The sequence below is a fragment of the Actinoplanes nipponensis genome, from assembly GCF_016862275.1.
In the GTDB taxonomy this organism is placed as follows: domain Bacteria; phylum Actinomycetota; class Actinomycetes; order Mycobacteriales; family Micromonosporaceae; genus Actinoplanes; species Actinoplanes nipponensis.
Genome location: NZ_BOMQ01000043.1, coordinates 13,944 through 39,021, shown reverse-complemented (window position 1 = coordinate 39,021; position 25,078 = coordinate 13,944). Strand labels below are relative to the sequence as shown.

Sequence of the window (25,078 nt, the reverse complement as noted above, 5' to 3'; positions counted from 1 at the left end):
AATCTACCCGCGCGCCCGGCCCGCCATGCCTGTGCTGGGCAGTTGATCGGCGTCGGCGCCGTCCGCGTCGAGCAGGGCCCAGACCACCTTGCCGTCGTCCAGCGCCAGGCTGCCCCAGAGCTGCGCCACGGAGTTGATGAGCAGCAGCCCACGGCCGCCGTAGGAGGTCACCGGGACCGGGCCGCCGGTGAAGCGGGGCACGTACGTCGAGTGGTCGCGGACGGCCACCGACATCCGGTCGCCGCGCAGGGCCAGCAACACCGTCATGGGGGTGTGCGCGTGGGCGACCACGTTGTTGACCATCTCGGTCACCACGATGCAAGCGGGACCGGCCAGGTCGGGCAGGTCCCAGCGGGCGCAGGCCTCGGTGACCAGCTCCCGGGAGCGCCGGGCCGCGCCGACCACGGGCTCGAGCGGGGCCCGCAGGAAGCGCCAGGGCTCCGGGGGGCCGAGCGCGGCGAAGGCGTCCTCGGGGTCGGGCCAGACCGGCAGGCCGGTGTCCCGCCAGGCCGGTGCGCCGGAGCCGGTGCTGAGCAGCAGATCGCCCCCCGGCCAGTCGGCGGCCTCGCGGGCGACCTCGCCGAGGACGGCGGTGGCGGCGGGCCGGCCGACGGTGAGCTCGCGGACGTCGACGACGAGCGCCTCGGGCTGCCCGGCGAGGAGGTCGAGCAGGCGCGCCCGGACGGTGGGGGCGGTGGCGGCGTCGAGCAGCCCGACCAGCCGGACGACCGGATAGGTCTGTCCGCCGATCACCTCGTGTCGGACCTCGCTCGGCATGATCGCTCCATTGTGCCCAACGCGTGTGGGCTTCGCATTCCGGCAGATCAGTGCCGGCTTACGTCGTGTTTGGCGTCTCTGCACTATTTGGGGCAGAAGGGCACGTCTGGTCATACCCCGTCAGCGGCGGCCCATGCGTCACCGGCCGGCAGGATGCAGCCGCGCGCCGTCGGGACGCCGGCCCGCGGCCGTACGGGCCGTGGCGTGATGGTGCTGCGGCTCGGCGTAGCGCGTCATCGCGATCACCGCGCCCAGCGTGACGACGAAGCCCACCGCGGCCAGCCACTCCCGGCCCGGATGGATCCGGTCGCCGAGCAGCAGCAGGCCCACGATGGCGGCCGGCACGGCTCCCGCGGCGTCCATGGCGGCCACCGCCGCCGTCGTCGACCCCCGCTGCATGGCCAGCCCGAGCAGCAGCTGCCCGACGATCGAGTGGGCGACGAGCAGATAGAGCAGCGGGTTGCTGAAGTAGCCCCCGACGGACTCCTCGGCGGCCAACGGGCGGGCCGCGATCGCCGCCGCGGAGAACGCGATGCCGGCCAGCGAGCCGAGCGTCACCGAGCCGAGCGCGCCGTGCAGCCGGACCGCGAAGAAGCCCAGCAGGGCGATCACCGCCACGGTCACGGCCAGGCCGACCACCCCGGCCGGGCCCAGCTGGCGCGAGTGCGCCGGCTGGGCCGACAGCACGAGGGCGGTGATGCCGCCCAGCAGCAGCACCAGCAGCGCGACCTCGGCGACCGGCAGGGTCCACTTCAGCAGCAGCACGCCGAGCAGCGCGGTGACCCCCAGCCCGGCCGCGACGCTGGCCTGCACCAGGAACAGCGGCAGGTCGCGGCGGGCGACGAAGGCCAGTACGAAACCCAGGACCTGACAGAGCACCCCGAGCAGATACGTACGGTGACAGGCGAGCCGGACCAGCAGCTGCGGGTCGAAGGTGTGGTGCACGGTGGTGCGGGCGGCCGCCATCGACTGCAACAGGTTGGCGACCCCGTACGCGGCAATCATCGCGGCGAGGTAGAACCAGCCCGGCGACATCACCCGGCGAGAATAGACCAGCTCCGGCGGCGCCCGGAGACTAACGGTGCGCCGGGGCGACCCCGGCGGCCAGCCGCCCGAGGATTTCCCGGTGCAGGTGACCGTTGGTGGCGATGGCGCTCCCGTCGCCCGGGGCGCGCTCGCCGGCCAGGTCGGTGAACTGGCCACCGGCCTCGGTGACGATGGGGATCAGGGCCGCCACGTCCCACAGCGACAGCTCGGGCTCCACCATGACGTCCACCGCGCCCTCGGCGAGCAGCATGTAGCCGTAGAAGTCGCCGTAGGCCCGGTTGCGCCAGGCGTCCCGCATGATCTGCAGCATCGGCTCCAGCCGTCCCGCCTCCTCCCAGCTCGGCAGGCTGGCGTAACAGAAGCTGGCGTCGCCCATCCGGCGGACGGCCGACACGGAGATCCGGGTCGCGGCGCGCTGGTGTTTGCCCGCCCAGGCGCCGTGGCCCTGCGCGCCCCACCAGCGGCGGCCCAGCGCGGGGGCGGACACCAGGCCGGCGACCGGCCGCTCGCCCTCCAGCAGGGCGATCAGGGTGCCCCAGACCGGGACGCCCCGGATGAAGTTCTTGGTCCCGTCGATCGGGTCGATCACCCAGTGCCGGTTGCCCTGGCCCGCCGGCGGGGTGGACATGCCGAACTCCTCGCCGAGCACGCCGTCGCGCGGCCGGGCGCGGGCCAGCGTCGCCCGGATCGCCTGCTCCACGGCCTTGTCGGCGTCCGAGACCGGGGTCAGGTCCGGCTTCGACTCGACGTGCAGGTCCAGGGACCGGAACCGGGCCATGGAGATCGAGTCCGCCGTGTCGGCGAGCAGGTGGGCGAGGGCGAGGTCGTCGGCATACGAGGCCATGCGGGCACGCTAGCCGATCCGCCCGGCCGCGCCGCCGCGCCCGGCCGCGCGCGGCGCCGCGGCCGGCGTCACTCGCTCTGGTCGCGGGAGTTGTCCTCGCCGGCGCGCGAGCTCAGCAGCCGCCGGTACGACGCCAGCCGCCGCGGGTCGGCCTTTCCCGCCGCCACCCAGGCGTCCAGCCGGCAGTCCACGTCACCGGCCGTGTGCCCGCAGTTCGGCGGACACTCCACCGTGCCCTCGACCAGGTCCGGGAAGCCGTGCAGCAGGCTCTCCGCGCTCACGTGGGCCAGCCCGAAGCTGCGGATGCCCGGTGTGTCGATGATCCAGCCGGGGTCGCCCTTCTGCACCCGGGGCAGGCGCAGCGCCACCGCGCTGGTCGACGTGTGCCGGCCCTTGCCGATCGCGCTCACCACTCCGACCGCCCGCAGCGCCTCCGGCACCAGCCGGTTGACCAGCGTGGACTTGCCCACGCCGGAGTGGCCGACCATGACCGAGATGCGCCCGGCCAGCCGCTCGCGTACCCCGGTCAGGTCGCTCTCCGGCTGGACCAGGACGTACGGCAGGTCCAGCTCGGCGTAGTAGTCCAGCACCCCGGCCGGCCCGGCCAGGTCGGCCTTGGTCAGGCAGAGCAGCGGCTCGACGTCGGCGTCGTACGCCGCCACCAGGCACCGGTCGATGAAGCCGGTGCGCGGCGGCGGATCGGCCAGCGCGCTGACGATGACCAGCTGGTCGGCGTTGGCCACGACCACGCGTTCGAGCCGGCCCTCCGGGGTGGTGTCGTCGTCGTCGGCCGTGCGGCGCAGCACCGACGTGCGCTCGGCGATCCGGACGATCCGGGCCAGCGCGCCGGGCGCCCCGGACGTGTCGCCGACCAGGGCCACCCGGTCGCCGACGACCACGGACTTGCGGCCCAGCTCGCGGGCCCGCATCGCGGTGATCAGCTCGTCCAGGTGCTCAGCATGCGGGGTTGCGTTCCGTCTTCCGCCGCGGGTTGACTCGGCGTCCTCGCGGATGCAGCCGTACCGGCCGCGGTCGACGGTGATCACGAGCGCGTCGACGGCGTCGGTGTGCTTGGGTCGGGTGCGGGTACGCGGACGGGACGACCGTCCCGGTCTGATCCGGACGTCGTCCTCGTCGTACTCGCGCTTCTTGCCCGGCAGCGTCAGCTCCCTGTCACGAGGTCGGCCCAGAGCTCGGGGAACTCCGGCAGGGTCTTGGCGGTACACGCTACGTCGGTGAGCCGGACGCCCTCGACGGCGAGCCCCAACACGGCCGCGAAGTGGGCCATCCGGTGGTCGGCGTAGGTCTCGACCACCGCGGCGCGCAACCGGCCCGGGGTGATCAGCAGGCCGTCGGGGTGCTCGACCACGTCCGCGCCGACCTTGCCCAGCTCGGTGGCGAGCGCGGCGATCCGGTCGGTCTCGTGGCCGCGGATGTGCGCCACGCCGCGCAGCTCGCTGGGCCCGTCGGCCAGCGCGGCCAGCGCGGCGACGACCGGGGTCAGCTCGCTCACCTCGGACAGGTCGGCCTCGATGCCGCGCAGCACGCCGGTGCCGCGCACGGTGAGCCCCGCGTCGTCCCGGGTGACCTCGGCGCCCAGCGCGGTCAGCAGCTCGGTGAGCCGGCCGACCGGCTGCCAGCTGGCGGCCGGCCAGCCGGCCAGGGTGACGGCGCCGCCGGTGACCATCGCCGCCGCGAAGAAGGGCGCCGCGCCGGACAGGTCCGGCTCGATGTCCCAGGAGTGTGCGCGCAGCCCGCCCGGCTCGACGGCCCACACGTCCGGCACGCTCTCGTCCACCGTCGCGCCCGCGGCGCGCAGCATGTGGGTGGTCATCCGCAGATGCGGCGCGGACGGGACCGGCGGGCCCTCGTGCCGCAGCACCAGTCCCTTGGCGAAGCGGGGTGCGGACAGCAGCAGGCCCGAGACGAACTGGCTGGACCCGGAGGCGTCGATGACCGCCTCGCCGCCGGGGAGCAGGCCGGTGCCGCGGACCACCAGCGGCAGGCCGCCGGCCGGTGACGCGTCGATGTCGGCCCCGAGGGTCCGCAGGGCCTCGACGATGGGCCGCAGCGGCCGGTTGCGCGCGTGCGGGTCGCCGTCGAAGGTGACCGGGCCGTCGGCCAGCGCCGCCACCGGCGGGGCGAACCGCATGATCGTGCCGGCCAGCCCCACGTCCACCCGGGCCGGCCCGCGCAACGGTCCGGGCTCGACCCGCCACACGTCGTCGGCCGTGGTGTCCACCCCGACGCCGAGGGCGCGCAGGGCCGCGGCCATCAGCGTGGTGTCGCGGGCGCGCAGCGGACGGCGGATCTCCGAGGGCCCGTCGGCGAGGGCGCTGAGCACCAGCGCCCGGGCGGTCATCGACTTGGATCCGGGCAACCGGACCGGGGCCGTGACCGGCCGGCTGCTGACGGGGGCCGTCCAGGGGCGCGCTTGAGCTGTCACGGCACCCATTCTGCCGGTCGGCTCCGACACTCCGCGCGGGGCAACGCGATCGCCGCGCCGGGCGTAAGGTCGGCCCCATGTGTGGGCGGTACGCGACGACGCGGAGCGAGGCCGACCTCAGCCTGCTCTTCGACGCCACCAGCGTCACCGAGGCGCTGGGGCCGAGCTGGAACGTCGCGCCCACCGACCCCGTGCCCCTGGTCCGCATGTCGCAGCGGCACGGCGGCCGGGTCGTCGACGCGGCGCGCTGGGGCCTGCTCCCGCCGTGGGCGGACGATCCGCGGGCCGGCGCCCGGATGATCAACGCCCGCGCCGAGACGGTGGCCACCTCGCGCGCCTTCGCCCCGTCCTTCGAGCGCCGGCGCTGCCTGGTCCCGGCCGACGGCTGGTTCGAGTGGGTCCGCGACGGCCGGCTCAAGCAGGCCTTCTACATGACCCCGCGGGACGCGTCCGTGCTGGCCTTCGCGGGCATCTGGACGATGTGGCGCGAGCAGACGCTGACCTGCAGCGTGCTGACCACGGCCGCGCTGGGCGGCCTGGCCGAGGTGCACGACCGGATGCCGCTGATCCTGCCCCGCGAGCGCTGGCCCGAGTGGCTGGCCGGCGGCGGCGACCCGGGCGCGCTGCTGCAACCCCTGACGCCCGCCGAGCTCGAGGCGATCGAGGTGCGGCCGGTCCGTCCGGACGTGGGAAATGTGCGCAACAACGGTCCGCATCTGCTCACCGCCGCCGAGCCGGTGGCGCCGGCGGAGGTGACGCTGTTCTGAGCGACGTGATGCGAACATTTCGAGTGTCCGAATTGCCGCTTCGCTGACAAACGCGAAGTGTTTTGCCCGCATATGCAGGCAATGGGCTCACGAAACTTTATTGCGAGATAGATAAGACCCTTGTTCTGATCTTCCTCCGTGCGATAGAAACCAGCGCCGGTGTGATGTCGGTCCGTACGGTGCGGACCGCCCATCACGGCTTTACCGGTACCCACGGGGGAGGTGGGCTGATGACACGTGCTCGAATGCCGCGTCCACATGAGGTCGCCATTGCCAGGCGCGACCCGAGGCTGCTCAGCGCGATCGACGAACGACGCAGCGATGAGGCTTGGCGCACCCGCGGCGCCTGCCGCACAGTCGATCCGGAAACGTTCTTCCCGGCTCCGAACGAGCCGTCCGAGAGCGCGGTCGCGCTCTGCGGCAGATGCGTGGTCCAGGGACCATGCCTGGCCTGGGCTCTCCAGGTCGGTGACTGTCACGGGGTCTGGGGCGGGACCACTCCGCGTGAACGCCGGGCCATGCTCGTCGCCTGGCGCGAACGGGTGCAGCCCGACGGCGCGGAGGTCGACGACGGTCCGGACGAGGAAGACCGCCGTCTGCTCACTCTGGTGCCGGTGAGCCGCTAGACATAGGAGCTGTGCACAGCCTCACGATCGAAACGCCGCGCGGGCCGGCGGGGATCCGGATCACGGACCCCGTCGGCCCGCCGCTCTGCCGCCTCGTCCTCGGCCACGGCGCGGGCGGCGACGTGGACGCGCCCGACCTGGCCGCGGTGCACGACGCCGCCGTGGCCGCGGGGGCCCGGGTGGTGCTGGTCACCCAGCCGTACCGCGTCGCCGGGCGCCGCGCGCCCGCACCCGCCGGCCACCTGGACGAGGCCTGGACCGCGGTGGTGACCGCCCTGCCCGGCGGCCCACCGCTGATCCTCGGCGGCCGCTCCAGCGGGGCCCGGGTGGCGTGCCGCACGGCGGCGGTGCTGGGCGCGTCCGGGGTGCTCGCGCTGGCCTTCCCGCTGCACCCGCCGGGCCGGCCGGAGCGCAGCCGGGCCGCCGAGCTGCCGGCCCGCATCCCCACCCTGGTGGTCAACGGCGACCGCGACCCCTTCGGCGTGCCGGCGCCGGGCGGCGCCGTGGAGGTGGTCGTACGCCCGGGCGCGGTCCATGATCTGCGCCGCGACCTGCCCGGCACGGCGGCGACAGTCGTCGCCTGGCTGCGGGCGCACGGATGGGCCCGGTGAGGCGGAATGCCGACCGGCCCGGCGTCGTTGCACAACCCGGAAGGCTGTACGTCGGAAGGGGTACCCCAAAGTGCAAGCCGGAACCGGATTCGCCGAGCGCGGCGGCCTTGAGGCGCGCAAGGTGCGGCAGTTGCTGTACGCGCCGGAGTGGCCCGCTGCCGTCCCGGCGCCCGTCCCGTCATCGGTGAGCGTGAGCACACCGGCGGTTTTTGAATCTGCGGACGGGGCACTACCCGTATCCTCGGCGGGGCGGTCGAGGGGAGACGTGCGGGTGACGCCAGCAGAGCGGACGGAACGGACGGAACGCAGCGAGAGGACCGAGGAGCGCCGGGCGCGCTTCGAACGGGACGCGCTGCCCTTCGTCGACCAGCTGTACGCGGCGGGGCTGCGCATGACGCGCAACCCGGCCGATGCCGAGGACCTCGTCCAGGAGACCTTCCTCAAGGCGTTCTCCGCGTTCCACCAGTTCGAGGAGGGCACGAACCTCAAGGCCTGGCTGTACCGGATCCTGACGAACACCTACATCAACTCGTACCGGCGCAAGCAGCGGCAGCCCGTGCAGGCGCCCACCGAGGAGATCTCGGACTGGCAGCTGGCCTCGTCGGAGTCGCACACGTCCGCGGGTCTGCGCTCGGCCGAGACCGAGGCGCTGGACCGGCTGCCCGACAGCGACATCAAGGACGCCCTGCAGCAGTTGCCGGAGGAGTTCCGGCTCGCCGTCTACCTCGCCGATGTCGAGGGTTTCTCGTACAAGGAGATCGCCGACATCATGGGCACGCCGATCGGCACCGTCATGTCCCGGCTGCACCGCGGCCGGCGGAACCTGCGCAAACTGCTCGAGCAGTACGCGCTGGACCGGGGCATCACCCGCACCTCCGGCGCGCCCGCCGCACAGGAGGCGTGAGCGACGTGAACGACGAAGCCCAGAAGACCGACTGCAGCGTCGTGATCAGCGAGGTCTACCTGTATCTCGATCTGGAGTGCAGCGACGACCGGCGCGAGCTGATCCAGCGGCACCTCGACGACTGCTCCGACTGCCTGCGCGAGTACGGCATCGAGCACGAGGTGAAGGCGCTCGTCGCCCGTTGCTGCGGCGACGAGACAGCGCCGAGGGAGCTGCGCGAGCGGCTCCGCACGAAGCTCAGCGAGTACGCGGTCGAGGCGGAGAGCCACGAGTTCCTGCCCTGACCGCGGGGGGCGCCAGACACGGAAGAAGGGCCGGTAGCGCACGCTACCGGCCCTTCCCGTGTGCCACGGCTCAGGAGTTGGGACGCTTGCCGTGGTTCGCAGCGCTCTTCTTCCGGGCCTTCTTCTTGCGCGACTTCTTCGCCATGTCGATCTCCGTTCGTCCTCGCGGTCAACCCGCCGATGGTAGACGCTCCCGCCGCGACGCCCCGGCACGCCCCATATGCCCGCCCGACGCGCCCGTGATTGGATACCGTCACTTCAGCTGTGCCGACGAGGAGGACTTCACCATGGCCGACGAGATCCGAGCCGAGATGGTGGCCAATGTGTGGAAGGTCGTGGCCGCCGCCGGCGCCGACGTCGAGGAGGGCGACACCCTCGTGATCCTCGAGTCCATGAAGATGGAGATCCCGGTGCTCGCGGAGTCCGACGGGGTCGTGGCTCAGCTCGCGGTCAACGAGGGCGACGTGGTGCAGGAGGGCGACCTGATCGCCGTCATCGAGTAGGACGGCCCGAGAGCCAGCGCCGCAGGCGGTCACCGCGGCGGCGCGGCCGGGGCGGCCCGGCCGCCGAGTGGTCCTCCTCCGCGCGGACCACCTCCGCGGCCCGCAGCCGCACCTCCGGCGCGAGCTCCGGGGTGGCCAGCGCCAGCTGCGCCACCGACCAGGCGATCGGGTGCGCCGCGGTCTCGGCCAGCCGCCGGGTGACCAGCGCGGCCACGTCGGCCCGGGCCGACGGGTCCACCCAGGCGGCCGTGACCAGGGCGAAGAGGGCCGCCTCGGCGATCTGGTCGGTGCCCGCGGTGGCCAGCCCGGTCAGCAGGCGGCGGCGCAGCGACGCCGCCCACGGCTCGTCCGTGCGCTGGTGCAGCAGGCCCAGGCAGGCCCAGGCCTGCGCGCAGCGCGTCCACAGGGCCGGGTCGTGGGCGGCCAGCGCCCGGCCCACCTCGTTGTCCGGGGCGGCCGGCGGGTGGGCGATGAGGGCGAGCAGTTCGGCCGGCTCCACCAGCACCAGCCCGAGCGCCGCGTCGTAGGCCGCCGGCGGGTGCGGCCACAGCGGGTGGGCGACCCGGTGCAGCCGCTGCACGGCGGCCGGCGTGGGCTGCGCGGGATCGCCCGGCCCGCGGGCGGGATCGGCAGCCGGGCCCGGCCCGGACGGCACCCGGCTGAGCCACGGCTGGTCGGCGCAGCAGTCCGCCAGGTCGGCGTGCTCGTGGGTGTCGTCGGGATGGTCGCGCTGGAAATCGGCCAGCCGGACCAGGTGGGACAGGTCACCGTCGGCGCGGTAACGCAGCCGGTGCGCGGTGTGCACCGCGCAGTCGAACTCGGGATCCTTGGCCAGCGCCCGGTCGGCCCAGGCGAGCGCGTCGTCGAGGCGGCCGTGGTCGGCCAGGGTGCCGGCGATGTCGGCGTACACCGAGAGGTCCTCGGGGTCGTACATGACCGCGCGGCGCAGGGCCGCCAGGGACTCGGGGATACGGTCGGCGCTGCGGTAGGCGTAGCCCAGCCAGATCTCGGCCAGCTTCGACGGCCGGAGCCGGGCGCCGCGCACGGCCCATTCCACCGCCAGGGCCGGCTCGCCGAGCCGGCGGGCCAGGGCCGAGCCCGCGCCGAGCAGCATGGCCTGCTCCGGGTGCGCCGTCACGGCGTGCCGGACGAGGGTCAGATAGGGCAGCAGGGACTCGCGGCCGGCCTCGGGCGCCGGGTCGCCGATGGTGGTGCAGAGCTGCATGACGATCTGGGCCAGCAGGCCCGGTTCCATCCGGGCGCCCAGCGCCGGGTCGCTGACCCACGGCACACCGGCCCAGTCGACGCCGGGGGTGTGTCCGCTCGCGGCGACCAGCAGGGGCAGCCCGTCCTCGGGCCGGCCGGCCGCGGCGAGCAGGTGGGCCCGGGCGACCACGGTGCCGACGAAGGCGTGCTGCTCCAGCGGGAAGAGCTCCAGGGCGCCGTCCGCGCGGGCCGCCAGCCGGCTGAGCAGCTCGTGGGTCTCCGGCAACGTCGGCGCGTGCGCGATCGCACCGGCCAGGTGGTCGGCGGCGTGGTGCATCTCGCCGCGTTCGAGCGCCGCGCGGGCCTGCTCGAGGTCGCGGTCGGCGGAGCGCCGGGGGTCTTCCATGGCCACGCCTTCCTCGGGTGGCACGCGGTGTGCCACCGACGAGAGCCTAGGCGAGGAATTTCGATATGTCAGGCCGCAATCCCTGCGCATCCGTGCTCGAAACGTTGCGTTTGGCAGCTCAAACCTGCAAGACTGCGCACGCAACGAGCTTTACCGCGCATGAAGGGGTGGGTCAGTGACGCAGCGAGGCCAGGGAATGGCGGCCGACATCGCAGAGCAGCCGGAGGGTTACGCACGGCTGCTGGAGGGCGGGCCCGCGAAGGCGATCGCGGCGGTCGCGGCCCGGGTGGCCGAACGGCGGCCCCGGCACGTGGTCCTCGTCGGCCGCGGCACCTCCGACCACGCGGCGCTCTACGCCGCGTACCTCACCGAGATCCGGCTGGGCATCCCGGTCGGTCTCGCCTCGCCCAGCGCCATCACCCTCTACGGCGCGCGCCCCGACCTGGCCGGCGCGCTGGTGGTGGGGGTCAGCCAGAGCGGCGGCTCGCCGGACCTCACCGAGGTTCTCAAGGTCGCCCGGGGGAGCGGCGCGCTCACCCTCGCGGTGACCAACAATCCCGATTCCCCACTCGCCCGGACCGCCGAGCTCTCGGTGGACGTGGCCGCCGGGCACGAGCGGGCGGTGGCCGCCACCAAGACGTACACGGCCGAGCTGCTGGCGCTGCTCCTGCTGGTCGAGGGCGTCCGCAACGGCGACGGCACGCTGCCCGCCGAGGAGCGCGCCGCGCTGGCGAAGCTGCCGCAGCTCGCCCGGGACGCCCTCGCCGCATCCGGCGCCGAGGAACTGGCGCAGCGCTACCGCTTCGCGTCGCGCCTGGTCACGACCGGCCGGGGGTACGCCTACCCGACCGCCCGGGAGACCGCCCTGAAGCTGATGGAGACGTCGTACCTGCCGGCCCTGTCCTTCTCCGGCGCCGACCTGCTGCACGGGCCGCTGGCGATGGCCGACCCGGACGTGCCGGTGCTCGCGGTCGTCGGCACCGGGCCCGGCGGCGCCTCCATGGCCGACGTGGTGACCCGCCTCGGGGAACGCCGCGCCGACGTCGTCACGGTCGGCGCCACCGACATCCCGGGCGCCGCCGGGCGGCTCGCCGTCCCCGCGGTCGACGAGCGCTATGCCCCACTGCTCGACATCCTGCCGTTGCAGCGGCTGGCGCTGGCCCTGGCGCTGGCCCGCGGCGAGGACCCGGACGCGCCGCGCGGCCTCAAGAAGGTCACCTCGACGCTCTGATCGTGACGCCCGGGTGGGCATGGCACGCTTGAGCCGTGTCCACCCTGCGCGATCTCGCCGAAGAGCACACCGGCCTCGGTCCCGAAGACATCGACCACCTCACCCGGCTCGCCGGCGACTGGCAGCTGCTGTCCGACCTCTCCTTCGCCGACCTGCTGCTCTGGGTGCCGGTGCGGGGCGAGGAGGGCCGGCCGCGCGAGTTCCTCTGCGTGGCCCAGGTGCGCCCGAACACCTCCTCCACGGCGTACCAGGACGACCAGGTGGGCAAGAAGGTCGGCGGCCCGGAGGTGGCCCACCTGGACATCGCGTACGTCCAGGGCCGGATCTGGCGCGAGGGCGACCCGGTCTGGTACGGCGACACCCCGGCCCGGCACGAGGCGATCCCGGTACGCCGGCGCGGCGCGGACGAGAACATCGAGGTCATCGCGGTGATCGGCCGCGACACCAACCTGTCCACCGCGCGCACCCCGAGCCAGCTGGAGCTCAACTACCTGACCACGGCCGACGACCTGGCCCAGATGGTCGCCGACGGCACCTTCCCCGCGCCCGCCCACCCGGGCGAGACCACCTCGGCGCCGCGCGTCGGCGACGGGCTGATCCGGCTGGACGCGAGCGGCAAGGTCACCTACGCCAGCCCGAACGCGCAGTCGGCGTACCGGCGGCTCGGCTTCAACGCGCACCTGGTCGGCGAGGAGCTGTCCGTGCTGTCCAGCCGGCTGGCGGCCGACCCGCTGGAGGGCACCGACGCGGCCGAGCGCATCCTCACCTCGCTGCGCGGGGAGGCGCCACCCCGCAAGGAGGTGGAGGCCCGGGGAGCCACCGTGCTGATGCGGGCGCTGCCGCTGATGCCGGCGGGCGTGCCGATCGGCGCCCTGGTGCTGGCCCGCGACGTCACCGAGGTCCGCCGCCGGGACCGGGCCCTGATGACCAAGGATGCGACCATCCGGGAGATCCATCACCGGGTGAAGAACAACCTGCAGACGGTGGCGGCCCTGCTGCGCCTGCAGGCCCGCCGGGTCAACGCCCCGGAGGCCCGGGTCGCGCTGCAGGAGTCGGTACGCCGGGTCGCGTCGATCGCCCTGGTGCACGAGACGCTGTCCATGTCGAGCGACGAGGCGGTCGACTTCGACGGCATCGTGGACCGAGTCGCCACGGCGGCCACCGAGGTCGCGGCCACCGAGATCACCATCAAGATGCGCCGCGAGGGCACGTTCGGCGTCCTGCCCGCCGAGATCGCCACCTCGCTGGTGATGGTGCTCAACGAGCTGCTGATCAACGCGGTGGAGCACGGCTTCCCGGCCCCGGACGAGGACGCCCCGGCGCCCGAGCCGTCCCTGCTCCCGCCGGCGCCGACCGGCGAGGTGGTGGTGTCGGCGCACCGGTTCCGCAAGCAGTTGCACGTCACCGTCGCGGACAACGGCCAGGGCCTGCCGGCGGACTTCCACGCGGACGCCAGCAAGCGGCTGGGCCTGCAGATCGTGCGCGCGCTGGCCACCGGCGAGTTGCGAGGCAGCATCGAGCTGCGCAACCGGGCGGGCGGCGGCACCGAGGCGGTGCTGGTGGTGCCGCTCGGCAAGCGCTGATTCGACGACCGTGACCCAATTGATGATCTCCGCTATTGACGGTGATCATCCTGACCCCTAGCTTTAGCGCCACGTAACTGTCAGTGCGGGGGCTTTGACAGGCGACGCCTCGCGCGCTGCAACCCGTCCTGAGCAGTTTTCATGCTTGCTCACGGGGGTGGGTTCCACAGTGCTGTCGCATGTCCGCATAGCGTCGGGAACGGCGTTGGCCGTCCTGACCTCCTTTCTCACCGTGGCTACCGGGCCCGGCGCGGCCCAGGCGGCAGCGTGCCCGTCCGGGGTCGCCGCCGACGCGGCGCCGGTGGCCGCGTCCGAGGCGTCCGCGCAGCGGCTCGCCGCCGCGTGCGACAAGCCCGTCGAGGTGCTCGCCGAGGCGAACGAGACCACCCGGGTCGTCGCGCTGCCGTCGGGCAGCTTCTCGTTCGAGACCTACGCCGAGCCGCAGCGGGTCGAGCGCGCCGGCCGGTGGATCGACCTCGACACCGGACTGGCCCAGGGCGCCGACGGCCGGCTGCGCCCACGCGCCGCCGCCGACGTCACGTTCTCGGCCGGCGGCGCCGGCCCGTTCGCCACGCTGCGCGAGGGCGGCAGCGACTTCAGCCTGTCCTGGCCCACGGCCCTGCCGGCCGGCGTCGTCTCCGGCGACACGGTGACCTACCCGAACGTCTTCCCCGACGTCGACCTGGTGGCCCGGGCCCTGGCCGGTGGCTTCTCGCACGTGCTGGTCGTGCGGACCGCGGCCGCCGCGGCGAACCCGGCGGTGCGCGAGACGTCGTACCGGATCGGCGGTTCGGCCACGGTGACCGAGGCCGGCGACGAGATCACGATCAAGGGTCCGCGCGGGATCATCGCCGGCGCGCCGCCGGCCGCCGCGTGGGACTCCGCGCGCCGGGCCGCGAAGCCGGCCGCCGCGCTGCTGCGGGGCCAGGCCCGCGAGGCCGCCCCGGCCATCGCCGCCGACCCGTCCACGGCGGCCGCGCCCGGCGCCCTGGCCGAGCGGGCCGAGGTCGACGTCCGGGTCGAGGGCCGCGAGCTCAAGGTCGCGGTCGACGAGACGCTGCTGGACGCGGACGCCCAGTACCCGGTCTACATCGACCCGACGTACGACAAGGCGTACCAGAAGTGGGTGCCGGTCAGTAAGTCCAGCCCGGACACCAAGTGGGTGTCGGGCAACAGCTGGCCCCGGGACGTCATCCGGATCGGCTCGAACTACGACAACTACTCCGACGTGTGGCGCGCCCACGTGCAGTTCGACATCAGCACGCTGATCGGCAAGCGCCTGATCAAGACGCCCAGCGTCGACGCGTACCTGCTGCACACCGCGTGGTGCGCCGGTGAGTCGCTGAGCCTCTGGCAGACCAACACGCTCGACGGCAACACCCCGACCTGGGACGGCATGAGCAAGAAGTGGCTGCACGGCGCCGCGCTGCAGACCAAGACGGTCAAGGCGAACGGCAGTTGCAGCGGGCAGACGCCGAACTGGGCCAAGTTCACCGCGGGCGGGGTCAAGTCCAACGTGCAGCGGCACGCCGACGCGGGCTACACGACCATCACCTTCGGCCTGCGGGTGCCCACCGAGAGCGGCGGCCACTGGATCAAGGCGGAACGCGGCAAGGTGCGGCTCAAGGCCGAGTTCCAGTCCAAGCCGACCTCGCCGGTCGCGGTGCGCTCGGCGCCCGGCGGCGCCTGCAACAAGACCTCGCCCGGCCCGTGGCTCAACGACAGCACCCCGGCCCTGTACGGCAAGGCCGCCGACCTGGACAACTCGGTGCGGGTCCGGTTCGACCTGACCGGTCCGACCACCCCGGCCACGGACTACACCTCGGCGGCGGTCAAGTCGAACTCCGAGGGCACGTACAACACGCCCGCGCTCAAGGACGGCGCCTACAAGTGGCGTGTGCAGGGTTACGACGGCACGGACGAGACCGCCTGGACGAGCTACTGCTACTTCCGGATGGACCAGACCCGGCCGAGCCTGCCGGTCGTCACCCGTACCTCCGGGCCGCCGGTGCTCGGTCAGCCGGTGTCGCTGAGCTTCTCGTCCACCGATACCGGCTCCGGCGTGCAGCGCTTCGAGTACGGCGTGGGCGTCGACACCCGCCAGTCCTCGGTCGACGCGGCCGGCGGCAAGGCGTCCGCCACGGTGCCCACCGACAGCGGCCGTACCCAGATCTACGTGTGGGCCCGCGATGTCGCCGGCAACTACTCCGAGCGGGCGATCTACAACTTCTTCACCGGCCGGGTGACGCCGGTCGAGCCGGCCGGGCTGTACCGGATGACCTACGACCTGCGTGACGACTCCGGCAACGACCACGACCTGAGCCTGTTGGGCAGCGGTCCGGCGTACGGCGCCGACCAGGCCGGCCGGGGCGGCGCGGCGCTGACGCTGGCCGCGGGCTCCGGATGCGCCACCACCGACGCGCTGGTGCGTACCGACGCCGAGTTCACGGTGGCCGGCTGGGTCAAGCTCGGTGAGAAGGGTGGCGCCAACAAGAGCGTGCTGACGCAGGTCGGCACCGTCCTGCCGGCGTTCGGGCTCACCTACAACGCCGGGGCCGACCGCTGGGAGGCCGCGGTCACCTCCGCCGACGCGAGCACCGCCACCTGGACGGTGGCGCGGGCCACCGTCGCGCCGACCCTGAACGTCTGGCAGCACGTCGCGGCCACCGTCGACCCGGCCGGCAAGCTGCTGCGGCTCTACCTGGACGGCAAGCCCGCCGCCGAGGTGGCGCTGGCCAAGCCCACCTGGGACGCCCAGGCGCGCACGCTGATCGGCTGCGGCGGCAGCGCCGCCGCCACCAACGCGCCGTTCGTCGGCTCGATCGACCAGCTCGGGGTCTGGAGCGGCCTGCTCTCCCAGGCCCAGATCGCGGCCGCGGCCAACGAGCTGCCGGCCGGTGCGGTCGCCGCCTTCGCGCTGCGCGGCAACGGGGCCGACAGCTCGACCCACGGCTACGAGCTCACCGTGCCGCCGCTGCCGGAGCCCACCCCGGAGCCCGAGCCGACCGAGCCGGCCGACCCCGAGCCGACCGACCCGGGCAGCACCGAGCCGCCCGCCGAGCCCGACCCGGAGCCCACCGGCCCGCAGCCCGAACCCACCGACACGCCCGAGATCCCCGAGGAGACCCCGGAGCCGGAGACGCCGGAGCCCACCCCCACCACGCCGCCGGCCCAGCCGGAGCGGGCCCCCGAGTGGGTCGACGACGCGTTCGGCCGCACGGTCTCCGCCTGGAACGTCGCCGGTGACCGCTGTGCCACCAGCAACCGTTCGCTGGTGCGGACCAACGAGTCCTTCTCGGTCTCGGCCTGGGCCAAGCTCACCGACCCGAGCACCATGAACCAGACCGTGCTCGGCGAGGACGGCACCCGGGTCAGCGGCTGGTTCCTGGGCGCCCGCGCCAACGCGCAGGGTGTGCCGTTCTGGAGCCTGATGATGAAGGGGACCGACGCCGAGGGCGCCGCCTCGGAGTTCGCCGGTACGACGACCGAGGCCTTCGCCGCCACCATCGGCAAGTGGACCCACCTGACCGGCGTCTACACCGCCAGCACCAAGACCATGACGCTGTACGTGGACGGCCGGAAGGTCACCTCGGTGGTCCGTACCGGCACCAACTGGAGCGCCACCGGCATGTTCACCGTCGGCTGCGCGAAGTACGCCGGCGTGCCCGCGGACCACTTCCGCGGCGCCATCGCCGACGTCCGCGTCTGGCGCGGCGCGCTCACCGACACCGAGGTGGCGGGGGTGCGCGGCGGCAACGCGCCGGTGAAGCTCGAAGGCATGTGGCCGCTGGACGGGCCGCGCGCCGACGAGCCGACCAACTTCGACGACCGCTCGGGCAACGCCCGGCACCTGACCGTGAACGGCGCGTACGGCTGGGAGCGGGACCGCTTCGCGACCCGGGACGGCGCCCTCGGCCTGGCCCTGGCCGACGGCTCCTGCGCCCAGACGGCCGGACCCGCCGTACGCACCGACGGCTCGTTCACCGTCGCCGCCTGGGTGTCGCTCGACGAGCTGACCGGTACGCGCACCGTGGTGGCCCAGTCCGGCGGCATCCGTCAGGGCTTCCGGCTGGAGTACTCCGGTGCGGCCGCCCGGTGGCGGTTCGTGATGCCGCAGGGCGACACCGCGGCGGCCGCCGCGGTCGAGATCCGGTCGCAGGCCGCCCCGGTGGCCGGTGTCTGGACGCACCTCGCGGCCGTCTACGACCTTCCGGCGAAGACCGTGCAGCTCTATGTGGACGGTGAGCCGCAGCGGGAGACGCCGCTGCCCGCGCCGGCCGCGCCGTGGCACGCCCCGGGCCCGCTGACCGTCGGCTGCGCCGGGTCGACGAGCGACGGCCGGCGCGCCGACTTCCTCGGCGGCGTCGTCGACGACGTCCGGGTCTGGACGTCGACCGTCAACCCGGACCTGTTCGGCACCTTCGCGCACGCCTGATCAGACTTCGCCCCGCTGACCACCACGACCGGAGACGTCGTCATGTCGCATGCCCGTACCCTTTTCTCACCGGCCCGCCGCAAGATAGCCCTGGGCGTGGCCGCCCTCATGGTCACCTCGTTCGTCACCTACCAGTGGGCGGCCGAGGAGGTCAGCGGCGAGCGTGGCTCCACGGTCGCCGCGGCCCAGGAGTTCGGCACCGTCCGGGTCGACCCGGCCCCGCCGCCGGCCGACGCCGGCGCCTGGACCGGCCCGGCCGACAGCCGGTGGCCGGGCGCCGGGACCACCGAGATCGCGCTGAGCGGCGACGCCGGCCGGTCGGTCTCGGCCCGGGCCGGCACCCTGCCGGTGACCGTGCAGGCCGCCCCGGGCAAGAAGGCCCCGGCCCGGGTCAAGGTGTCCGTGCTGCCCCGGCAGCAGTCGGAGAAGCTGGGCGTCAGCGGGCCGGTGATCGCCGTGGAGGGCGACACCCCCGGTGAGGTCCGCACGACCTTCGACCTGAACTCGGTCGCCGGCCTGTACGGCGGCGACTGGGCGAGCCGGCTCAACCTGGCCCAGCTGCCGTCCTGCGCGGCCACCACCCCGGACCGGCCGCAGTGCCAGCAGGCCACGCCGATCAAGACGGCCCGGGCGGCGGCCCAGCCGGTCATCTCGACGCAGGTCGCCACGGTCAGCGCGGGCGCCACGATGCTGGCCGTCACCGCCGACACCGAGTCCGGCGAGGGCGACTACAAGGCCAGCGACCTGCAGGCCTCCGGCTCGTGGACGGCCGGCGACAGCTCCGGCGGCTTCAGCTACACCAACGCGATCAAGGTGCCGCCGGCCCAGGGCCCGACGCCGGAGATCGCGCTGAGCTACTCCTCGCAGATGGTCGACGGCCGGATGGCCGGCAACAACAACCAGGCCTCCTGGGTCGGCGACGGCTGGGACTACTCGCCCGGCTTCATCGAGCGCTCGTACGTGACGTGCGTCGAGGACCTGGACAAGGTGGGCGAGAAGGAGCCCAACAACAAGGAGAAGAAGACCTCCGACCAGTGCTGGAAGGACAAGTCGCCGAACATCACGGTCTCGCTCGGCGGCACCAACGGCACCCTGGTCAAGGACGACGTGACCGGCAAGTGGCGGCCCTCGTCGGACGCCGACTGGGACGTCGAGTTCGCCGGCGCCGTGGCGACGAAGTCCGCGGCCACCACCGAGCGCTGGATCATCACCACCCCGGACGGCACGAAGAACTACTTCGCCGGCGAGGTCGGCACCTCGAACTCGCGCTGGACGGTCCCGGTCTTCGGCAACCACGACGGCGAGGCGTGCCACGCCGACGCGTTCAAGGACTCGTCCTGTGCGCAGGCCTGGCGGTGGCTGCTGGACAAGCAGGTCGACGTCAGCGGCAACACGACCCGGTACTACTACAAGAAGGAGACCGGCCACTACGGCGCCGCCGGCGACAAGGCGAACCGCGTCTCCTTCGACCGGGGCGGCAACCTGGAGCGCATCGAGTACGGCATGAACACCGCCTACCCGGACACCGCCGCCACCGCCCGGGTGGTCTTCGGCACGGCGAACCGGTGCACGGCCGACGAGTGCTACTCCGACGACAAGCCGGTCGCCGCGAACTGGCCCGACGTGCCCTGGGACAAGGAGTGCACGGCCGAGCCCTGCACCGACAAGCTGGCCCCGGTGTTCTTCTCCATCAAGCGGCTGACGAAGATCACCACCGAGATCCGCAGCGGCTCGGCCTTCAACCCGGTCGAGTCCTGGACCCTGGACCACGAGTTCAAGGCGCCCAAGGCCGCCCGCTCGTCCTCGCTGTGGCTCAAGCAGATCGTGCACGCCGGCCACGTGGGTGGCACGATTACCGACCCGCCGGTGCTGTTCACCGGCAAGGAGCTGGCCAACCGGGTGAACTTCGCGCCTGGGGCGCCGCTGTTCTCGCGCTGGCGCATCGACAACATCCGGACCGAGTCGGGCGCGGACATCCACGTCTCGTACTCCGAGCCCGACTGCGACATCAACGACGTACCGAGCGTCTCCGCCAACAACCGGCTCTGCTACCCGGTCTACTGGATCCCGGACGGCTACTACGACCCGACGCTGGACTGGTTCCGCAAGTACGTCGTCACCGAGGTCACCGAGAGCGACCGGACGGCCGACCAGCCGCCGGTCACCACCCGCTACTCGTACTCCACCGACGGCGGCGGCACGGACGTCCTCTGGGGCTGGGACGACGGCGAGTTCACCAAGAAGAAGCAGCGCACGTACGGCGAGTGGCGCGGCTACGCCCGGGTGACGGCGCGCAAGGGCCAGAGCGGCACCGGCCAGGTCCTGACCAACCGCAAGCAGTTCTACCGGGGCCTCGACGACCAGCCGCTGCCGGGCGACAAGACCCGCAACGTCCAGGTCAAGGACTCGGCCGGGAACGCCTACACCGACCACCCGGCGCTGGCCGGCTCGCTGCTGGAGGAGGCGACCCTCGACGGCGACACGGTGGTGGAGGCGAGCACCACCGCGTTCTGGATCAAGCAGACCGCGTCCCGCAGCCGCACCGGCGGCAAGGACAAGTCCTACAAGACCGGTCCGTCGGTCGAGAAGTCCCGCAAGCTGCTGGCCCCCGGCACCTGGTCGGAGACCGAGACCAGGACGAGCTACGACGCGGAGGGCCTGCCGGAGACCGTCTCCGACCTGGGCGACACCGGCAAGAGCGGCGACGAGAGCTGCACCCGCAGCACGTACCTGGGCAACGACGACACCTGGGTGCGCGGCCTGACCATCCGGGAGGAGAAGGTCGCCCAGGCCTGCACCGAGACGGTGTCGCGCCCGGCGGACGTCATCTCCGACGTCAAGACCTACTACGACGGCTCGGACACCTACGGCGCGGTTCCGGCCAAGGGCCGGATCACCCGGGTCGACACGCTGACCACCTGGCAGAACGGCACGCCGGGGTACAAGACCACCCAGCGCACCGGCTACGACCCGCTGGGCCGGGTCGACAGCACGACCGACGCCGGCGGCCAGGTCACCACGACCAGCTACACGCCGGCCGGCCCCGGCCCGGTGACCCAGACCAGGACGGTCAACCCGCTCAAGCACGAGGTGATCACCGACCAGAACCCGGCCTGGGCCCAGCCCACGTCGATCCTGGACGCCAACAAGAAGCGCACCGACCTGCAGCTGGACCCGATGGGCCGGTTGCAGAAGGTCTGGCTGCCGGGCCGGGCCAAGGCCACCGCCACGCCGAACCTGGAGTTCGGCTACCTGATCCGCACCGGCGGGCCGCTGGCGGTCACGACCAAGCGGCTCGGCCCGAACGGCAACCAGATCACCGAGGTCGGCCTGTTCGACTCGCTGTACCGCCCGGTGCAGACCCAGGAGGACTCGCAGAAGACCAAGGAGGGCGCGGCCGCCCGGCTGGTCTCCGGCACCGGCTACAACGACCGGGGCCTGCCCGAGTACAAGTCCGGGCCGAACTACGCGCTCGGCAAACCGGGCGACGCGCTGCTGCAGATCACCCCGGGCGAGGACCGCATCCGGACGGTGTCGACGTACGACGCGGTGGGCCGGGTGGTCGACGAGTCGGTGTGGACGCACAACGAGCGCAAGTGGGGCACGACCAGGGCGTACGGCGGCAGCACCCTCGGCTGGCAGACGGCCGTCACCCCGCCCCGGGGCGACACGGCGACCGCCACCATCGAGGACGTCGACGGTCAGGTGATCGAGAAGCGCCAGTTCCACGGGCTCCGGCCCGAGGGCGCCTACGACGCGACGAAGTACACCTACAGCCCGCGCGGTGACCTCGCCACGGTGGTCAAGGGCAAGCTCACCTGGAAGTACGAGTACGACCTGCGCGGCCGCGAGGTCCGCACGACCGACCCCGACAAGGGCGTCACCACCGTCGAGTACAACAACTCCGACGACGTCATCAAGTCGACCGACGCCAAGAAGGAGACCGTCTCCACCACGTACGACGAGTTGGGACGGCAGAAGGAACGCTTCTTCAACAACGTCAAGGCGGCCAGCTGGGAGTACGACAGCCTGGCCAAGGGGCACCTGACCAAGTCCACGTCCATCGTGGACGGGTACGCCTTCACCAAGGAGATCTACGAGTACAACGACGCGTACCAGGTGGTGGACGAGGAGGCGGTGCTGCCGGCCATGCCGGGGCTGACCGGCCTCGCCGGCACCTACGCGGCCACCTACACGTACACGGCGAACGGGCTGCCGTGGCGGTCCAGCCTGCCCAAGCTCGGCTCGATGGAGAAGGAGGGGCTCACCCGCACCTACGACGACCTGGGCAACGTCACCCGGCTGCTGGGCACCTCGGCGCCGTCCGGCACCGTCCGCACCTACGTCGACCGGACCACGTACTCGCCGTACGGCGAGGTGCTCAACCGCTGGCTGGGCACGCCGGTCGGCGACAAGCCGCAGAGCTACCAGAACTACGTCTACGACGACGTGACCCGGCGGCTGTCGGAGTTCTACTTCGACCGCGACGGCACGGTGCCGAACGTCGCGGCGCTCAAGTACGGCTACGACGACGCGGGCAACGTGCTCTCCATGGCCAACCGGCCGCTGGGCGCCGACGAGCAGGTCCGCCCGGGCGAGGAGGACGTGCAGTGCTTCGCGTACGACCATCTGCGCCGGATGACCAAGGCCTGGTCGCAGGTGTCCGAGACCTGCGGCGCGGTGACGATCGGCGGCAAGGCGCCCTACGGCCAGTCGTACACGTTCGACGAGCACGGCTCGCGGGACACGACCACCGACCTGCGCACCGGCGTGACCTCGGACTACACCTACGCGACGGCGGACGGGGCGGCGCAGCCGCACGCCGTGCGGACGGTCACCACCGGCTCGCAGGTCGACCACTACGACTGGGACGCCCGCGGCAACCTGACCTACCGCAAGGTCGGTGACACCACCGAGACGTTCAGCTGGAGCCCGCACGGCAAGCTGACCAAGATCAGCGGCCCGCAGGGCGACACCAGGATGGTGTACGACGTCGACGGCAACCGGATCGCCCGGATCGACGCCGACGGCTCGGCCACCGCCTTCGTCTTCGGCAACGAGTTCACCTCGTCCACCCAGGGCCTGAGCACCACCCGGTACTACGAGCACGCCGGGGACACCGTCGCCTCACGGACCGACACGGCCAAGGGCAAGGGCGACATCATCTGGCTCGGCTCGGACCAGCAGGACTCCTCGACCTGGGCGGTCAACTCGGCCACCCGGGTGGAGACGATCAAGTACAACGACCCGTACGGCCGGCCGCGGGACGGCGCCGCCGTCGCACCGCAGTGGCCGGCCGGGCAACGGGCCTTCGTCGGCGGCGTGGCCGACCCGAGCGGGCTGACCCTGCTGGGGGCGCGGTACTACGACCCGGGGCTGGGCGGGTTCCTCTCCGTGGACCCCGAGATCGACGAGTTCGATCCCCAGCGGTTGCACCCGTACGCGTACTCCAACAACAACCCGGCCACGTTCTCCGACCCGGACGGGCTGTTCTGGGGCTCGATCAAGAACGGCCTGCAGAAGGCGGCCAGCTCGGTGGCGAGCGGGGTGACCACCGCGGCGAAGGCCGTCGTGGACAACGCCGGCACCATCTCCACCGTCGCCGGCACGATCGCCATGGTGGCGTCGGTGCTGCCGCCACCGGCCCAGGTGGTCGCGGCGGCGGCCGGCGCGGTGGCCGCCGTGGCGGGGGCCATCGACACCGCGAAGTCGTGTGTGGAGGGCGCGGTCGGTGACTGCGCGGCGGGCATCGCCGGGATGATCCCCGGGGTCCGGCAGGCCAAGAACGCCGCCCGCGGGGCGGGCGCGGTCAAGAACGCGGCCAAGAAGGCGCTCAAGAGCTGCAACAGCTTCCTGCCCGGCACGCTGGTCCTGATGGCGGACCGCAGCTACAAGCCCATCGAGGAGGTCGCCCTCGACGACGAGGTGTGGGCGGTCGACCCGGAGACCGGCGACGAGGGCGCGCGACCGGTCGTCACGCTGATCGCCGGGTACGGGGACAAGAAGCTCGTGGGGATCGCCGTCGACGTCGACGGTGACCACGTCGCCGACGACACGGTCACGGCGACCGACGGCCACCCGTTCTGGGTGACCGGCGACCGGAAGTGGACCCGGGCCGACGAGGTGCGGCCGGGGATGAGGTTGCTGACCCCGGACGGCGCCGAGATCGCGGTCGTCGCGGTCTCGCCGTCGGAGGCCGTCACCACGGTGCACAACCTGAGGGTCGACGACATCCACACGTACTTCGTGGTGGCCGCCGGGACCCCGCTGCTCGTGCACAACCAGGGCACGTCGGGCGACGCCTGCGAGATCACCGAGGTCGACCCGGGTGACATCAAGTTCACCCAGAACTCGGTCTCGAACAACTGGAGCGACCGGGCGGGCACGATCGAGGGCACGGCCGAGGAGGTCGCGGCCGGCGGCACCCGGATGCCGCCGATCCGGGTCTTCGAGGAGAACGGCGTGCTGTATACCCTCGACAACCGGCGGCTGCTGGTGCACCAGATGGCCAACAAGCCGATCCGCACGGTCCGGGCGTCCCGCGACGAGGTGGAGTGGGAGCGCTACGGCCGCGGTCCCGGAAAGTCCAAGAAGTCCCGGAAGAAGAACACGGAGATCGAGGGCGGAAGTGCCATCTATGTCCGCAAACCGGGCAGCGAGGCGGAACAGCGCTACTGGAACATGAAGATGGAACAGATGAAGTGAGACGTTTCTTCGAAAGCCCGGACGGCCAGTACGTGGGCCTCGGCGAGACCGTGCGCTCCCACGACGACCTGGTCGACTTCGTGGCGGCTTTGCGGGCGAACCGGACCGAGGAGCCGCAGAAGTGGGAGAGCTCGACCCTGGGCGCCTACCTCGACGCCATCGCCCGGGTGGCCGCGTACGAGGTGCCCGACAGCGCCGAGGGCGAGTTCACCGCGCGCTGGGCCGACATCGCCGAGTGGCTCTGGGACGGGCGCAACTATGAGTGAGACGGGCGGCTGGGTGCGCGTCGAGCGCACCCACCGCGGCCGCGACCACTTCCTGGGTACGACCGGGCGGCCGGCCGACGAGTTCGACCGGCTGGCGGTCACGGTCACCTCGCTGGCCGAGCTGCGCGAGTTCCTCCAGCTGCTCGCGTACGACCTGCCGACCCGGCAGCTGGGGGAGGGGCCGGTCGAGGCGTACCTCGACACGCTCCTGGCCTGGCTGCGCTCCGACGAGGGGCGGCAGCGGCTGGCGGCGTACCGGAACGATTTCGCCGCGACGGCGGCCACGCTGTACGCCGGCCTCCCGCGGGCCGGGGGCGTCTAGCCCGGTGGCCGGGCTCCTCCGGGGGCCCGGCCACTGCCTGACGCACCGTGTCGGCCGCCACACTCCCGGAATCTGGACCGGGCTGGCCGTATATGGCCGCCCGTGAGAGGCTTAC

Annotated in this window: 19 protein-coding genes; 12 read left to right on the top strand and 7 right to left on the bottom strand. The window is 72.9% G+C overall.

Annotation, left to right across the window (positions count from 1 at the left end):
- Window positions 1-3: 3 nt before the first annotated feature.
- The 5 genes from Ani05nite_RS17145 to aroA form a co-directional block, all read right to left on the bottom strand.
- Entirely contained in the window at window positions 4-777 is a 774-nt protein-coding gene (locus tag Ani05nite_RS17145) for an ATP-binding protein (RefSeq protein WP_203769444.1), read from the bottom strand.
- 138 nt (window positions 778-915) lie between these two features.
- Complete coding sequence (locus Ani05nite_RS17140; RefSeq protein ID WP_239130132.1) at window positions 916-1,782, bottom strand: hypothetical protein; 867 nt, start codon at window positions 1,780-1,782, stop codon at window positions 916-918.
- Between the two features lie 70 nt (window positions 1,783-1,852).
- Window positions 1,853-2,668 carry a histidinol-phosphatase gene (hisN, locus tag Ani05nite_RS17135; RefSeq protein ID WP_203769440.1) on the bottom strand — a complete coding sequence of 272 codons (816 nt, stop codon included), beginning with the start codon at window positions 2,666-2,668 and terminating at the stop codon, window positions 1,853-1,855.
- Between the two features lie 68 nt (window positions 2,669-2,736).
- Complete coding sequence (rsgA, locus tag Ani05nite_RS17130) at window positions 2,737-3,828, bottom strand: ribosome small subunit-dependent GTPase A (protein WP_203769590.1); 1,092 nt, start codon at window positions 3,826-3,828, stop codon at window positions 2,737-2,739.
- 2 nt (window positions 3,829-3,830) lie between these two features.
- Window positions 3,831-5,123: a 3-phosphoshikimate 1-carboxyvinyltransferase gene (gene aroA, locus Ani05nite_RS17125; RefSeq protein ID WP_203769438.1), complete on the bottom strand. Its 1,293-nt coding sequence runs from the start codon at window positions 5,121-5,123 to the stop codon at window positions 3,831-3,833.
- 68 nt (window positions 5,124-5,191) lie between these two features.
- Here aroA and Ani05nite_RS17120 point away from each other — a divergent pair, with 68 nt between their 5' ends.
- From Ani05nite_RS17120 to rsrA, 5 genes are all read left to right on the top strand, one after another.
- Window positions 5,192-5,881, top strand: a complete 690-nt coding sequence (locus Ani05nite_RS17120; RefSeq protein ID WP_203769436.1) for an SOS response-associated peptidase — start codon at window positions 5,192-5,194, stop codon at window positions 5,879-5,881.
- Between the two features lie 230 nt (window positions 5,882-6,111).
- On the top strand, window positions 6,112-6,507 hold the full coding sequence (locus Ani05nite_RS17115; protein WP_203769434.1) for a WhiB family transcriptional regulator: 396 nt from the start codon (window positions 6,112-6,114) through the stop codon (window positions 6,505-6,507).
- An 11-nt stretch (window positions 6,508-6,518) separates the two neighbouring features.
- A complete protein-coding gene (locus Ani05nite_RS17110; RefSeq protein WP_377882639.1) occupies window positions 6,519-7,118 on the top strand; it encodes an alpha/beta hydrolase family protein in 600 nt (199 codons plus the stop codon).
- Window positions 7,119-7,188: 70 nt separating this feature from the next.
- Window positions 7,189-8,022: a sigma-70 family RNA polymerase sigma factor gene (locus tag Ani05nite_RS17105; protein WP_275410568.1), complete on the top strand. Its 834-nt coding sequence runs from the start codon at window positions 7,189-7,191 to the stop codon at window positions 8,020-8,022.
- Window positions 8,019-8,306: a mycothiol system anti-sigma-R factor gene (gene rsrA / locus Ani05nite_RS17100; RefSeq protein WP_377882637.1), complete on the top strand. Its 288-nt coding sequence runs from the start codon at window positions 8,019-8,021 to the stop codon at window positions 8,304-8,306. The genes Ani05nite_RS17105 and rsrA overlap by 4 nt, the downstream gene beginning before the upstream one ends.
- A gap of 70 nt (window positions 8,307-8,376) precedes the next feature.
- On the opposite strand, the gene Ani05nite_RS42380 is transcribed toward rsrA, so the two are convergent.
- Window positions 8,377-8,451: a 50S ribosomal protein bL37 gene (locus Ani05nite_RS42380; protein WP_369814844.1), complete on the bottom strand. Its 75-nt coding sequence runs from the start codon at window positions 8,449-8,451 to the stop codon at window positions 8,377-8,379.
- Window positions 8,452-8,593: 142 nt separating this feature from the next.
- Here Ani05nite_RS42380 and Ani05nite_RS17095 point away from each other — a divergent pair, with 142 nt between their 5' ends.
- A complete protein-coding gene (locus Ani05nite_RS17095) occupies window positions 8,594-8,809 on the top strand; it encodes a biotin/lipoyl-binding carrier protein (protein ID WP_184989578.1) in 216 nt (71 codons plus the stop codon).
- Here Ani05nite_RS17095 and Ani05nite_RS17090 read toward each other — a convergent pair.
- Window positions 8,799-10,421 (bottom strand): tetratricopeptide repeat protein, encoded by a 1,623-nt coding sequence (locus Ani05nite_RS17090; RefSeq protein WP_203769430.1) that lies wholly within the window; start codon window positions 10,419-10,421, stop codon window positions 8,799-8,801. The genes Ani05nite_RS17095 and Ani05nite_RS17090 overlap by 11 nt on opposite strands.
- Before the next feature lie 196 nt (window positions 10,422-10,617).
- Here Ani05nite_RS17090 and Ani05nite_RS17085 point away from each other — a divergent pair, with 196 nt between their 5' ends.
- The 6 genes from Ani05nite_RS17085 to Ani05nite_RS17060 all read left to right on the top strand — a co-directional run bounded on the left by Ani05nite_RS17085 (window position 10,618) and on the right by Ani05nite_RS17060 (window position 24,963).
- On the top strand, window positions 10,618-11,652 hold the full coding sequence (locus Ani05nite_RS17085) for an SIS domain-containing protein (RefSeq protein ID WP_203769582.1): 1,035 nt from the start codon (window positions 10,618-10,620) through the stop codon (window positions 11,650-11,652).
- Window positions 11,653-11,687: 35 nt separating this feature from the next.
- A complete protein-coding gene (locus Ani05nite_RS17080; protein ID WP_203769429.1) occupies window positions 11,688-13,235 on the top strand; it encodes a sensor histidine kinase in 1,548 nt (515 codons plus the stop codon).
- Window positions 13,236-13,467: 232 nt separating this feature from the next.
- Window positions 13,468-17,670, top strand: coding sequence for a LamG domain-containing protein (locus tag Ani05nite_RS41875; RefSeq protein WP_203769428.1), 4,203 nt, complete (start codon window positions 13,468-13,470; stop codon window positions 17,668-17,670).
- A gap of 42 nt (window positions 17,671-17,712) precedes the next feature.
- A complete protein-coding gene (locus Ani05nite_RS17070) occupies window positions 17,713-24,375 on the top strand; it encodes a polymorphic toxin-type HINT domain-containing protein (RefSeq protein WP_203769427.1) in 6,663 nt (2,220 codons plus the stop codon).
- Window positions 24,372-24,641, top strand: a complete 270-nt coding sequence (locus Ani05nite_RS17065) for a DUF7660 family protein (RefSeq protein WP_203769425.1) — start codon at window positions 24,372-24,374, stop codon at window positions 24,639-24,641. Before Ani05nite_RS17070 ends, Ani05nite_RS17065 begins: the two co-directional genes overlap by 4 nt.
- Window positions 24,634-24,963: a hypothetical protein gene (locus Ani05nite_RS17060; RefSeq protein ID WP_203769424.1), complete on the top strand. Its 330-nt coding sequence runs from the start codon at window positions 24,634-24,636 to the stop codon at window positions 24,961-24,963. Before Ani05nite_RS17065 ends, Ani05nite_RS17060 begins: the two co-directional genes overlap by 8 nt.
- The last annotated feature ends 115 nt before the right edge of the window (window positions 24,964-25,078 follow it).

Excerpts from the sequence above, each read along its gene's own strand:
- Ani05nite_RS17145 (WP_203769444.1), bottom strand. The coding sequence starts at position 777 with ATGCCGAGCGAGGTCCGACACGAGGTGATCGGCGGACAGACCTATCCG.
- Ani05nite_RS17140 (WP_239130132.1), bottom strand. The coding sequence starts at position 1,782 with ATGATTGCCGCGTACGGGGTCGCCAACCTGTTGCAGTCGATGGCGGCC.
- Ani05nite_RS17115 (WP_203769434.1), top strand. The coding sequence starts at position 6,112 with ATGACACGTGCTCGAATGCCGCGTCCACATGAGGTCGCCATTGCCAGG.
- Ani05nite_RS17085 (WP_203769582.1), top strand. The coding sequence starts at position 10,618 with ATGGCGGCCGACATCGCAGAGCAGCCGGAGGGTTACGCACGGCTGCTG.
- Ani05nite_RS17070 (WP_203769427.1), top strand. The coding sequence starts at position 17,713 with ATGTCGCATGCCCGTACCCTTTTCTCACCGGCCCGCCGCAAGATAGCC.
- Ani05nite_RS17060 (WP_203769424.1), top strand. The coding sequence starts at position 24,634 with ATGAGTGAGACGGGCGGCTGGGTGCGCGTCGAGCGCACCCACCGCGGC.
- Ani05nite_RS17090 (WP_203769430.1), bottom strand. The coding sequence starts at position 10,421 with ATGGAAGACCCCCGGCGCTCCGCCGACCGCGACCTCGAGCAGGCCCGC.
- aroA (WP_203769438.1), bottom strand. The coding sequence starts at position 5,123 with ATGGGTGCCGTGACAGCTCAAGCGCGCCCCTGGACGGCCCCCGTCAGC.
- Ani05nite_RS17120 (WP_203769436.1), top strand. The coding sequence starts at position 5,192 with ATGTGTGGGCGGTACGCGACGACGCGGAGCGAGGCCGACCTCAGCCTG.
- Ani05nite_RS17095 (WP_184989578.1), top strand. The coding sequence starts at position 8,594 with ATGGCCGACGAGATCCGAGCCGAGATGGTGGCCAATGTGTGGAAGGTC.
- hisN (WP_203769440.1), bottom strand. The coding sequence starts at position 2,668 with ATGGCCTCGTATGCCGACGACCTCGCCCTCGCCCACCTGCTCGCCGAC.